A 12443-nucleotide genomic window follows, 5' to 3' on the forward strand; every position below is an offset into this window, starting at 1 on the left:
AAAATATCCCACAGTTTTGATCTCTGCTCGATTTAAAGAGATTATTTCCCGTAGGGCCGAACAGGCAGATATAAAACGGACTGCGGGCGATACCCTCACCATGAAAGGGGAAACAGCCCTGGGTATCATCACAGTTCTGACATTTCTCTTCATCCTCGTCTTCCTCCTCGCCACCAGCGGGGCAGGCGGAGAGACGACCGTCCCCACGACAGACACCGGCGCGGCGGCGGTGACACCGGCACAGACATCAGCACCCCTGCCTACATACACCCCGAAAGGGGAAGCTGCCGATCCTGTCACCGGTAGATGGGTCTCCGACCCGCCGTATCACGAGGAACTCGTCCTCCGCCCTGACGGCACCGGCACCCTCACGACCGTCCCCGAGAACCTCACAGAGGAGGCACGCATGCATACGGGGGTCTGGGAGGAGGACACGGCTATCAGAGTCGAGGGAATGCGCGCGTACCACCTCACCGTCCTCGGCAATACCGAATCCATCCTCTACCTCAGGAACAGGACCGACACCCTCTCCAGAAACGGCCTCGGAACCGCCCGGACGTACACGAGGTCTCCATAACACAGGTTTTTCTCCGCAGGAGAGGATATCTGCAGGCATGATCCCGCAGCCACCATTCCTGCCCATGACCCGCGAGGAAGCCGACGCACTCGGCATCGGGGAGTTCGACGTCATCCTCATTACAGGCGACGCCTATGTCGACCACCCATCCTTCGGGACCGCGATCATCGGGAGAGTGCTCTGGGACGCGGGCTACACAGTCGGCGTCATCGCGCAACCGGACTGGAAAAAGCCGGATGATTTCCTCCGTCTCGGCAGGCCCAGGCTCTTTTTCAGCATCTCCTCGGGAAACGTGGACTCGATGGTCAACGCCTTCACGCCGCGGAAGAAGCGGCGGAGCACAGACGCCTACTCCCCGGGCGGGCGGCCCCGCCGCCCGGACAGGGCGGTGATCGTCTACGCGAACAGGGTCAGGTCTCTCTTCCCGGGCACCCCGATCGTCCTCGGGGGCATTGAAGCAAGTCTGCGCCGCTTCGCTCACTACGACCACTGGTCTGACTCGGTCCGCCAGGCGATCCTTGCCGACGCCCCCGCGGACGCCCTCGTCTACGGGATGGGGGAGAGGCAGGTCGTCGAGATCGCCGGACGCCTTGCCGCAGGAAAGGATCTGAGGGAGATCAGGGGGACCGCGGTAACGATCCCGGTCGCTGAGTGGCGGGAGACAGACCCGGCGGGGATGGTCGTCATCCCCGGTTACCCGGAGGTGCGCGAGAGCCCGGAGGCCTATGCCCGGGCCTTCGCCCTCCATGCACGGGAGCAGGACCCGGTCCGCGGCAGGACGGTCGTCCAGTCTCACCCGAAGACCGTGGTCGTCCAGTACCCTCCGGCCCTCCCCCTGGACACCGCCGTGCTCGACCATGTCTACGAACTCCCGTACACCCGGGCCGCGCATCCGTCGTACAGGGAACCGGTCCCTGCCCTTGAACCGGTACAGTTCTCCATCACCACACACCGCGGTTGCTTCGGCTCTTGCTCCTTCTGCGCCCTCACCCACCACCAGGGCCGGATCATCCAGAGCCGGAGCCCTGCCTCGATCCTCGCCGAAGCGCGGCGCCTCGCAACAATGCGCGAGTTCAAAGGCGTGGTCCAGGACGTCGGCGGGCCGACCGCGGACATGTACGGCATCTTCTGCTCGCAGTGGGAGAAGCATGGCGCCTGCCCGGACAGGCGGTGCAGCCCGGACTGCCCGAACCTTGCGACCTCGCATGCCGCCCAGGTAGACCTCCTGCGCCGGTTGCGGACACTTTCAGGGGTGCGGCAGGTGCACATCCAGTCAGGGATCAGGTACGACCTCGCCCTTGCCGACCCCGCGTACATCGACGAGATCGCCGCTCACCATGTCTCCGGCCACCTCAAGGTCGCCCCCGAGCACATTGCAAAACAGGTGACCACCCTCATGAACAAACCGGGCAGGGAAGTCTTCGACCGCTTCAGGGAGCGTTTTGCAGCGGCGAGCAGAAAGGCAGGAAAAGAACAGTACCTCCTCCCGTACCTCATGTCAGGCCACCCGGGCTGCACCATCAAGGACAGTATCGAACTCGCCGAGTACATCAGGGACAAACGCCTGTACACCGAGCAGGTGCAGGACTTTACCCCGACGCCGATGACCCGCTCGACCTGCATGTACGCCACCGGCATCGACCCCATGACGATGGAACGGGTCCATGTCCCGGCAGGGCGGGAGAAGGAGATCCAGCGGGCGCTCCTCCAGTACAGGGACCCGAAGAACCGCGGCCTTGTCGCGGAAGGACTGCGGCAGGCCGGGCGGGAAGACCTCATCGGCAGCGGCTGGGCCTGCCTCATCCCGGCACGGCATGATAAGCCTGAGAGGGAGAGGGCGGCGACACAGAGATGGAGCGGGCGCAGGCGATGACGCCAGTGGATTTTTGTCAGGGAAGGCCCACACATTCAGGTATGGATACCGGGGAAACGCTCGCCATGATCGTCCACGGCCCCGACCCCTTCGACTGCGGGGACGTCGGGAGACTCCTTGCATCCCTCGGCGATGTGCGCATCATCGTCGCCGGAGTGATGGGCCGCACCGCCGCGGAGGAGTCGGGCCTCCCCTGTGAATACTGCGGCGTCCCCCCGAGCCAGGTGCTCGCCCACATCGACGGCCCGGCCTTCCTCCTCAACCGCGGGAAGACCCCCGAATCAGGCCGTGTCTTCGGCGGGATCGTCGCCGGCCGACTCGGGCGCGGCCTTGTTCACATCGAATGCACGCCCGGGACGGTCTTCTGCTGGAACGACGGGGACAACGCCCTTGCAGCATGCCTCGCCTCAGTCCTCGGCTACACGGTCGAGGAGGGCAGGGCCGAACCACCGGACAGCGGTTCTGTGCGGGAGGTCAGGGGGTGCGTCCCGGGAGAACCGGTCTTTGTCAACGGGGTCGTCATCGGGAGGGCGACGACCGGGACCGTCGTGCTGCGCGAGAGGTACGGCGCAGTCGAGGCTGTCTCCGGGCTTCTGGTCAAGCCCCACGGCCTTGAGAAACTCGCCCGCTCAGGGCCGGTCTCCCTTGCCCATGCATGGTGCAAGAGCGGGCAGATCAGGCAACGACCGCCGACCGGCGGTAAACGGGTGCAGGGGGAGGGGCGGGTGATCGTCCTCGACCACTGCGGCCACCGTTTCTATGACCTGCTCGCCCCTGACACCTGCGGCGTGCTCGCCATCGGCGACGACACCACAGCCGTGGCCGGGCACATCGCCGGTCACCTCGGCATCCCCGTGCTCGGCATCACCGATGGCGACAGAGACGGCGTGGTCAACGGGGCCTTCCCGAAAAGTTCGGTCGTGCTCGCCGTGACCACAGGGCGAGACGACGAAGTCGGCCTCGATATCGCCGGGACAGTTCCTGATGGAAAAACAGACTGGGACAAATGGATTGCCGGAGCCCTCAGAATGGTAGAGGGCAGGGCTGAGATCGTCCTCGACCAGAGGCGACAATCATGATGATATGCGCCGAGTGCAAGGGAAAACTCCTTTGCGGGCTCCCGAAGTGCCCGATCATGAGCAGGTTCCATGCACAGGTGCGGACCGCCGCCCGGGGCACGAGTTATATGGGATCAGCCCCGTCTGTCTTCGTCGGTTCGGCCGGATACCCGGCGGTCTCGGCAGGGCCATTGATGGTCAACGACCCCGACCTCCCACCCCTCTGGATGGCGCAGGGCCTCTCCATCGACGACATCGTCGGCATCAGGGCGCGGACGATCCGGGGCACCGCACGGCCGGACGCGATTTCCGACCAGATCCAGGAGATCGCACTCTCCTCCCGGCCCCTCGACATCGAGGCGTCCTTCGAGCGCCCGGTCAGCTTCGACCTCCGCTTCGACGGCACGGTCACGCCGGTCGGACTCTCCGGGAGCATCAGGAAACTCGACGTGCTGGACAATGCACGTGTCGAAAGGGTCGTCGACCGGGTCACCTCAGACAGTGACCTCACGGCGACCGAGGCCTGCGTGACCCTCGGCTCTGAAGGAGTCGACGTCTACCAGATCGCACAGATGATGAGTGCAGGGCTCCTTGGCAGGCAACGCCGCATCGTCCCGACTCGGTGGTCGATCACCGCCGTCGACGACACCGTCGGCACCGGGTTGAAGAGGCGGATCGCCCGATTCCAGCCTGCGAGCGAGATCGAATTCTTCGCCGCCACGGCATACGGGAACACGATGGCTGTCATCCTCGTCCCCGGCGACTGGAAGTTCGAGATGATCGAGATCTGGGGGAAGCACTCTCTCTGGTCGGGAGAGGAGGAGACGATCGTCCAGGACATCGAGGGGAAGAAGAGGAGCGGCTACTCCCCCATCGGCGGGGCCTATTACGCGGCCCGTCTCGCCGTCGCCGAGCACCTCGCACGCACAGGGAGATCGGCGCGAGTTGTCGTGGTGCGGTACGCGGGCAGCGACTACTGGGCGCCCCTCGGGTCCTGGGTGATCAGGGAGGCGACCAGAAAGGCGATGGAACAGGCACCTGTCAGGTGTGGGGATATCAAGGAGGCGATGGCGCGGGTGGACGACGTGATCAGGTCGCCGCGGTGGCGGCAGAAGAGCAGACTCATCCCGGAGATGCTATCGCAGAGGTCGTTATTTGAATTTTTTGGATAATGTCACTGCAATCTAAACATAAAACTATTTATTTTTCCAGCTCATAAAAAAGGAATATGTATCGGTACGGGATCGCACCCCTCCTTCTTGCCACCCTGGTATCCGCGGTCTCTGCGCTGAACACGCCGGCGGCCATGGTCACACCGACCTTCTCCAGCCAGGACCTCTACACCCTCTTCATCGGCGGGATCATCTACCTGAACCTCTTTGCCGTCTTCCTCGCCCAGATCCTCAAGAGGGGAGGACACGTCACCAACCGTCCACCGATCGTGCGAGGATTAGCCATCCTCATCGGCATCACCGCCGTCGCCATCGGGAGCGTCTTCATCGTCTTCACAGCGATGGTGCTCCTCGCCGAACTCGGCGGCGTCACTCTTTTCTCATGGACTGAGGATTTTTTCGCCTATTTCCTCTCTGACATCATCCCCGTATATACGGGGGCCCCTGAATTCTCGATGACTGCAGGACTCCTCATCACCGCGGCCGCAGGCTTTGTCGCGTTCCTTCTCGGTTCCGTTCTTCTCGTGCGAAACACAGGCGATGTGAGTTTTGCCAAAGTCGCCATGCCGACAGCGAGCGGATCGGTCGTTCAGAACAAAGCAGACAGGCCCGACGAACCCCTCAACCCGACACTCTCTTTCAGAGTGGAAAACCGCCGGACGCAGGAACCGGCACCCGATGTAAAGTTGATGCTCAGGCAGCGGGAGGGGATGCGCTTCCACACAAAGTTCACCGACTTCAATGGCGAGGTCACCTTCACCAATGTTGAAGGTTATGGCTCGGAGTATTACGCCTATGTGGAAGGGGATGAAAACAGGACGGTGTACAGGGTCATAAGGATTTGAGCTGCCTTTCGTACCTGGCAGCGATACCTTCCACCGTTTCCACCTCGGCCACGCCCTTGTCCTCCCGCAACCGCACGAACCTGGGGAAGCGGAGGGCATAGCCGCTCGTATAGTTCGTGCTCTTCTGAACCTCGGCGTACCCGACCTCAAAGACAATCTCCGGTTCGAAGACGACCTCCTTCCCTTTTTCGGCGATGACAAGATCCTTGAGCGCCGCATAGAACGCTGCGAGTTGGTCGTCGGAAAATCCCGTCGCCACCTTGCCGACCGGCAGAAGGACGCCCTCGTCCTGGCAGGCAAGGAGGAAGGAGCCAAAGATATGGGCGCGACGCCCCTCCCCCCACTCAGCGCCGACGACCGCAAGGTCGATGGTATCCACTGCGGGCTTGACCTTGATCCAGTTTCTGCCCCGCACCCCCGGCGTATAGGCGGCGCCCGGCACCTTCACCATCACGCCTTCATGACCGGCGTCCAGGGCCTCCTGATAGATCTTCTCCAGGGCAGGGATGTCGTCGCCCACCCACTGCGGGGCGACGTAGCCGGAAAGGACCGTCTCCAGGATGGCGCGGCGCTCGGTAAAGGGCCGGTCGATGAGGGTCTCGCCATCGAGGTACATGATGTCGAAGACGTTCGGGACGAGTTCCACACGCCCGATCGCCTCCTCCACCGCGTGCTTCCTGCGGAAACGGCGCAGGACAAACTGGAAGGGGCGGGGCTTCCCGTCTTTCACGGCGATCACCTCGCCGTCCAGGATCACGTCGTGGCCGGTGGCCGCGCAGAGCATCTCGATGACGTCGGGTACCGCTCCTGTCACCTCCTCCAGCTTCCGGGAGTACATGCGGCAGTCGTCGCCGACCTTGTGGAACTGGAAGCGGGTGCCGTCATATTTGTACTCGACGGCGACGGCACCGTGGTCCCCGACCATCTCGGTGATGGTGCCCTGCTGAGCGAGCATCATCTTCACCGGGTGGAAGGGCTCGATGCGGACATCCCTGAGGGCCGTCTCTCCCTGCCGGGCAAGGAGGGCGACTCTGCCAAGGTCGTTGATCGCCTGGTAGGCATGGGCGACGAGGGTCTGGTCGACGGAAAAAGCCTTTGCAACGGCGTCCCGCACATTCCCCTCGCCGACCCCGATCCGCAGTTCTTCGAGAAGGAGGCGGGCGAGGTAGCGACCGTCAAGGGGGCCGGCAGTGCCGAGGAGACCACGCACGATCTTCATCTTCTCACGCTGCGAGCGGCTGCCGTCGGTCGTTGCGATCCGGGTGAAGTCGGAAAAGACGCCGGTGAGGGTGAGAGACTCGGCAAAGAAGGACATCTGAGTCTTTGTCGCAAGGAGGCGCTCGACTGCGAGGCCGACGTCCCCGGTCTCGTTCACCGCGGCGATGACCTCCTCCTTCTTCTTCCCCGCGACATAGCCGACGGCCTCGTACAGGAGGTTCGGGCCGATGCCGAGTTTGAGGGGGCTCCAGTCAGGGAAGATACGTCCCATCACGAACCTGACAAAGACCGGAAGTTCGTCGTCCGAGAGACCGGGGAGGACGGAGGCGATGACATCTATCATCTCCAGGCGCCCGCTGATCCCCTCGATCTGTTCACAAATGCAGGAAAAGTCCGTGAAGTCCATCAGAGGATCACCGGCCTCGAGATCTCGTGCTGCCCGCTCACGACAAGGTCGGTGTCGTCGAGGTACAGGCCGAGGCCACTTTCTGCGGCGGCGACCGCCTTTTCAGGAGTGTTGTTCACCTCGGAGAGGTGAGCGAGGAAAACTGCGGAGAGATTTCCTCCGATGTCACCAAGGCAGGTAGCCGCGGCGGTGTTTGAGAGGTGGCCCCGCTTCGAGCGGATGCGCTCCTTGAGATAATAGGGGTACGGCCCCTCTTCGAGCATCTGCGGGCAATGGTTGCTCTCCAGGACGACGGCGTCACATGTGCCGAGGGCGCGCTCGATGCCCGGCGTGACGATGCCGGTGTCGAGGCAACAGCCAAAGCCGATACCATCCTCCCGCACACAGAAACCACATGGCTCTGAGGCGTCATGGACGGTCGCAAAGGGCGTGACCGAAAAATTTCCGAGCGCGAGGGTTTCGCCGTACGTCGCCCGCACGGTCTCCACCGGTTTTGCGGAGGTGCGTTTGTCCAGGAACGCACCGAGGGTTCCGCCTGTCCCGACGACCGGGACACCGAAGCGGCGCGCGAGGACGTCCACACCCCTGAGATGATCGATGTGCTCGTGGGTGACGAGGATCGCGCGGACCGCCTCCTCGTCGCCGCCTGCCGCGGCAAGACGGGTGCGGATCTCCTTTGCCGAGAGTCCCGCGTCGATGAGGAGGGCGCCGTCCTCCCCCTCGACATAGACGGAATTGCCCTTGCTCCCGCTGGCAAGGATGGTGATCTTCATTGCAGTGTGGTACGCTCTGCTCGGTTATAGTGCTTAACGAATGGGTGCGCCGCCATCGGCAGGGATTTCTTTCTCGATACCCGATAGATCCGTGATGAGCGGCAGAGGATGGATGGGTGCGACATCGACAGTCCTTGCGGCGTGCAGAGACATGGTGGACGCACCGAAGGTCCGGGAGGGCGTGAACGCATACTTTGTCCGCTCTCCCGAAGGGGCGTGCCTCCAGTTCTCCGTCCCCCTCATCCTTCCCTTCAGGCCGGAGATCGATCCACGAGGAGCCGACGGTGCGGTCTGGGCGGTACTTGAGGAAGTGAAACGCGCCTCTCCCGCGGACGCACGGCTGCACCCCCTCGGCGGCCTTGACACCGAGAGGCCCGCGGCATATGCGGGGGGGACAGAGCCAATCACCCTTGTCAGGTCGGCATCACGGGCAGGCACCGGCCTCTGGAAACCGGACGGGGAGAACTATCTCGACACCGCCGGCCTCCACTGCACCGTCCACGGGGCCATTCCGTACCCCGGGCCGCCCGGGGATGCAACGGCCCGCGAGGTCGCCGGGGCGGTCGCAGACCTTGCCGACGCGATCGGGGAGATGGTGCAGAGGGTGCCGGCACCGGAGATCGCCGCCGCGGCGACGCTCTCTCTCGACCAGAAACTTCTCAGGAAAGAACTCCCGGCAATGGGTCTTGTCTGCTTCATCGGTGACAGTACCTGCCCGGCACGGGCCTTCACCCGCTTCAGGCAGCACCACCGCGTGGCCGGCCCGAAGGAAGGGGTGCATATCCCCTTCGTCTGCCCCGAGGAACTCGGGCCTGTCGAGGTCGACCTCCCGGCGAGCGGGAGGACGGTCGCCGGCCTCGGCATCCGTGAGAAGGAGGCCTTCGCCGTTGCGGGATCGAACGCCCAGGGAAAAACGACTCTCCTCCAGGCAATCCTCTCGGGAGAGGACGACCACGCTCCCGGCGACGGTCGGGAACTCGTCGTCTCCGTGCGGGGGGCGCGGACCGCGGAAGCGGGAGGGCCCGACCTCCACGGCGCCGACGTGAGTCTTTTTTTCGGACGCCTCCCTCCCGGTATGACAGGGACGCCGAAGGCCGCCTTCGGGCGGGGGAGCGGATCGATGACAATGGCGGTGCAGGTGCAGGAGGCGGTGCGGACAGGCGCGCCCCTCCTCCTCATCGACGAGGATAGGGCGGCGGCAAACCTCCTTGTCGCAAGTTGCCTGCAGGAGGCGGACGTGACACCCATCGCCACCCTCCTTGCGACGCGGCGGGACGCCCTCGGGGAGTGCGCCTTCGTCTTCGCCGCCTCGTCCCTCGATCCCCTCATCGCCCAGGCAGACAGGATCCTCATCCTCTCCGGCCACACGGCCGGAGCGGTCAACCCCGCGGCCTTCAGGGCGCGGTACCTCCGGTACCTGGAGGGGCAGATGAGGCAGATACAGGAGGGGGGAAACGGAGAAAAAAGACGGGATCAGCCCGACCGCACGTCCCTGTAACCCTCGCCGTCAGGTTCCACGTACAGGACGGCACGCCCCCCTTCCAGAGTTGGCTTCGGAAACTCCTGGAAGGTGACGGTCCCATCGGCGATCACAGTTCCTGCAGTGCTCCTCACCTCATCGACGCCCGCCGCAAGGACGGTACCGACAGTGCACCTGCCCGAGAGATCGCGCAGCGTCCCTTTCTGCACGTACCTGCCGTCATTTCCCGATGCCGCAAGCCCGACAGCGGCAACGGCGCCGATGAGGCCACGCATGGTGCCGAATCCCTCGACGAGCATGCCGGCGCGGCGTGCGACAGTGCGCGCCTCGTTCAGGGAGAGCACGCAGGTTTTTGCGTCCTCTGCAAAGGCGGTAACCTCGGAGATGATCTGGTCATCGTACGCAACACAGATGCCAGGATTGCTCCCCGGGGCCGCACTCCGGGATACGAAGTCCTTTGCATAGGCAAAGACCTGCCCGCCCGCGGCATTCCCGGAGCCTTCGAGGTGCACGCAGAGGGCTGCATTGTGGATCGTCGCAGGAATGTCGTCATGGCGATACAACTGGTGCCTGGTTACGCCAAGGACAGGGAAATCCCTGGCAAGGGCGGCGGCGGCGGCACGGGCGATCTTGCCGGTGCCTGGGGTGCCATCCGCATTGGTGTCGTCAATGCCGAGATAGATCGTCATAGGAATGCCTCAAAACGTGGGATCTCTATGGCACCACTACATATGAAGATATCTATAAAAAAGAGGGATCATGCCCGGATGATTGTGCCGACACGCTCACCTCTCACGGCCTTTGTGATGGCGCCCGGCACATGACCATTGACCACCCTGATCTCCTTCACATGCCTCGTGTGGAGGAGAAGTTCGACCGCCTTCTTTTCAAGGACCATGTCCTCCATGTCCCTGCCGAGGAGTTCTTCTGCCGTGATCTCAGGGATCAGGGCGGCCTCGGGGTCGATGCGAGGGTCCCCGACATAGAGGCCGTCGACATTCTTCGCAAGGATACAGTTCTTCGCACCCATCACCTCGGCGATGAGCACCGCACCGGTATCTGTCCTGTTGGGAGGGATGGAACCGATCTCGGGCGGCTGTTCATAGAGGCCGTACGGGGGGGTGCCATGGGTCACGGGCAGGAGACCGAGGGCGGTGAGGATGGGGATTTGGAGGAGGTCACCGGTGTGGATCCTGACGCCGTTGTACTTCGAGAGGAGGACGGCCATCATGATCGCATTCTGCTCGCTGATCTTGCCCGCAAGTTCGGCAAGGACACCGGTCGGCATCCCCAGGTTGATCCCGATGTCCATGATATGGCGGACACGCCCGCCCCCGCCGGTGACAAGGAGGATCTTCTCACCAGCCTCCTTCAGCGCGCCGATCTCCTCCACGAGGGGAAAGACGACATCGCGGCCGTAGTCGATGGTCCCGTGGCCGCCAATCTTGATCACATTCAGATCAGGCATGATCCTGATCTGCGGGATCTCGGCGATCCTCTTCATCAGGCCCTTCCGAACCAGTGTCTCACCCCGGAGACCTGACTCGAGTTCAAAGCGTTCTTCTGGCATGGCACACCGGCAAGAGATATATAATATGTTTTATATTTCAGTTGTGTCATAGCCGGCCAGATGTCCGGCAGGGGGGACTGAAGATGAAGATCTATGTCAGAGAAAGACAGAAGATCGGGAGCGGCGTCAAAGAGCCCAAGTTCAGGGTCGTCGCCGTCACCGGTGGAAAAGGGGAGGAGTCGCACCTGAAGATCGAGGCGACGCACTTTCGGAAGACCGAGATCGAGGGGATTGCAAAAGACGTCGGGGCCGAGATCATCTATCTCTTACCGATGCCCGAGGAGAAGCGCGGCGAGATGAAGAGCGTCGCCCGCTGAAAAAGATGACGTGAGAGAGGTCAGGCCCGGATCAGGGTCCCGACCTTCTCGCCACGAACGGCCTTCGTGATATTCCCGCGCACATGGCCGTTGACCACCCTGATCTCCTTCACGTGTTTGGTGTGGAGGAGGAGTTCGACCGCCTTCTTCTCAAGGACCATATCCTCCATGTCCCTGCCGAGGAGTTCGTCTGCCCTGATCTCAGGGATCAACTCGGCCGCCGGATCGATGCGGGGATCCTCGGTGTAAAGGCCGTCGACGTTCTTTGCAAGGATGCAGTTCTTCGCACCCATCACCTCGGCGATGAGCACGGCACCTGTATCAGTCCGGTTCGGCGGGATCGACCCGATCTCGGCAGGCTGCTCATAGAGGCCGTACGGAGGGGTGCCGTGAGTCACCGGCAGGAGTCCGAGAGCGGCGAGGGTCGGGAGTTCGAGGAGGTCGCCCGATTTCACCTGGGTCCCGCCGTACTTCGAGAGGAGGAGGGACATCATCAGGGCGTTCTGCTCGCTGATCTTGGAGGCGAGTTCGGCGAGGACTCCGGTCGGCATCCCGAGGTTGATCCCGATGTCCATGATATGCCTGACGCGCACGCCGCCGCCTGTGACGACAAGGACTTTCTCGCCGGCCTCCTTCAGGGCGCCGATCTCCTCGACGATCGGGAAGACGACCTCGCGGCCGAAGTCCATCGTGCCATGACCGCCGATCTTGATCACATTGAGGTCCGGCATGATCCTGATCTGCGGGATCTCGTCTATCCGCTTCATGAGACCCTTCCGCACCATGGTCTCGCCGCGGAGGCCGGAGTTGAGTTCAAAGCGTTGTGCCGTTATGGTATCACCGTGACGATAATGTTTATAGTCCGGGAGATATAACAGGGATGATACCAGTTGGTATATCAGCTGGTATACGGTGAAACAGATGAAGATCTATGTCCGCGAAAGAAAGAAGATCGGCAGCGGGGTCCAGCAGCCGAAGTTCCGCATCGTCGCCGTAACCGGTGAAAACAACGCAAAGAGGCTCTGGGTAGAGGCAAAACACTTCCGAAAGAACGAGATCGAACTCATCGCCGCCGACCTGGGTGCCGAGATCGTCTGGCTCGAAGCGATGCCAGAGGAAGAGCGGCATAAAAAGAAAGACGAGTAACACACATA

At 62.8% G+C, this 12443-nt stretch carries 13 protein-coding genes; 8 read left to right on the forward strand and 5 right to left on the reverse strand.

What is annotated here, in order from left to right:
- Positions 1–100 precede the first annotated feature (100 nt).
- Genes MEFOE_RS12885 through MEFOE_RS12905 form a run of 5 tightly spaced genes read left to right on the forward strand, consistent with a single transcriptional unit; the run spans position 101 to position 5525 of the window.
- Complete coding sequence (locus tag MEFOE_RS12885; protein ID WP_067052697.1) at positions 101–577, forward strand: hypothetical protein; 477 nt, start codon at positions 101–103, stop codon at positions 575–577.
- A 37-nt stretch (positions 578–614) separates the two neighbouring features.
- A complete protein-coding gene (locus MEFOE_RS12890) occupies positions 615–2450 on the forward strand; it encodes a YgiQ family radical SAM protein (RefSeq protein WP_067052700.1) in 1836 nt (611 codons plus the stop codon).
- 41 nt (positions 2451–2491) lie between these two features.
- Positions 2492–3529, forward strand: a complete 1038-nt coding sequence (locus MEFOE_RS12895) for a DUF2117 domain-containing protein (RefSeq protein ID WP_067052702.1) — start codon at positions 2492–2494, stop codon at positions 3527–3529.
- Positions 3526–4680, forward strand: a complete 1155-nt coding sequence (locus tag MEFOE_RS12900; protein ID WP_083523475.1) for an Nre family DNA repair protein — start codon at positions 3526–3528, stop codon at positions 4678–4680. Before MEFOE_RS12895 ends, MEFOE_RS12900 begins: the two co-directional genes overlap by 4 nt.
- Positions 4681–4736: 56 nt before the next feature.
- Positions 4737–5525, forward strand: coding sequence for a hypothetical protein (locus MEFOE_RS12905; RefSeq protein WP_067052704.1), 789 nt, complete (start codon positions 4737–4739; stop codon positions 5523–5525).
- Here the strand turns inward: MEFOE_RS12905 and MEFOE_RS12910 are convergent.
- The gene (locus tag MEFOE_RS12910) at positions 5512–7149 is read right to left on the reverse strand and encodes an ATP-dependent DNA ligase (protein WP_067052706.1); all 1638 of its coding nucleotides are present in this window, start codon (positions 7147–7149) and stop codon (positions 5512–5514) included. The genes MEFOE_RS12905 and MEFOE_RS12910 overlap by 14 nt on opposite strands.
- Entirely contained in the window at positions 7149–7922 is a 774-nt protein-coding gene (locus MEFOE_RS12915; protein WP_067052708.1) for an MBL fold metallo-hydrolase, read from the reverse strand. Before MEFOE_RS12915 ends, MEFOE_RS12910 begins: the two co-directional genes overlap by 1 nt.
- A gap of 94 nt (positions 7923–8016) precedes the next feature.
- Between MEFOE_RS12915 and MEFOE_RS12920 the strand changes: the two genes are divergently transcribed.
- Positions 8017–9420 (forward strand): P-loop domain-containing protein, encoded by a 1404-nt coding sequence (locus MEFOE_RS12920; RefSeq protein WP_083523476.1) that lies wholly within the window; start codon positions 8017–8019, stop codon positions 9418–9420.
- Here the strand turns inward: MEFOE_RS12920 and MEFOE_RS12925 are convergent.
- Together MEFOE_RS12925 and MEFOE_RS12930 are read right to left on the reverse strand one after the other, a co-directional pair.
- On the reverse strand, positions 9396–10091 hold the full coding sequence (locus MEFOE_RS12925) for an ABC transporter substrate-binding protein (protein ID WP_067052709.1): 696 nt from the start codon (positions 10089–10091) through the stop codon (positions 9396–9398). The genes MEFOE_RS12920 and MEFOE_RS12925 overlap by 25 nt on opposite strands.
- Positions 10092–10159: 68 nt before the next feature.
- The gene (locus MEFOE_RS12930; RefSeq protein ID WP_067052711.1) at positions 10160–10972 is read right to left on the reverse strand and encodes an amino acid kinase family protein; all 813 of its coding nucleotides are present in this window, start codon (positions 10970–10972) and stop codon (positions 10160–10162) included.
- Between the two features lie 83 nt (positions 10973–11055).
- Here MEFOE_RS12930 and MEFOE_RS12935 point away from each other — a divergent pair, with 83 nt between their 5' ends.
- A complete protein-coding gene (locus tag MEFOE_RS12935; protein WP_067052713.1) occupies positions 11056–11289 on the forward strand; it encodes a hypothetical protein in 234 nt (77 codons plus the stop codon).
- 20 nt (positions 11290–11309) lie between these two features.
- Here MEFOE_RS12935 and MEFOE_RS12940 read toward each other — a convergent pair whose 3' ends face one another.
- Entirely contained in the window at positions 11310–12122 is an 813-nt protein-coding gene (locus tag MEFOE_RS12940) for an amino acid kinase family protein (protein ID WP_153015983.1), read from the reverse strand.
- Between the two features lie 88 nt (positions 12123–12210).
- On the opposite strand from MEFOE_RS12940, the gene MEFOE_RS12945 reads away from it, so the two are divergent.
- The gene (locus MEFOE_RS12945; protein ID WP_067052718.1) at positions 12211–12435 is read left to right on the forward strand and encodes a hypothetical protein; all 225 of its coding nucleotides are present in this window, start codon (positions 12211–12213) and stop codon (positions 12433–12435) included.
- Positions 12436–12443 lie beyond the last annotated feature (8 nt).

Source organism: Methanofollis ethanolicus, from assembly GCF_001571385.1.
GTDB lineage: Archaea > Halobacteriota > Methanomicrobia > Methanomicrobiales > Methanofollaceae > Methanofollis > Methanofollis ethanolicus.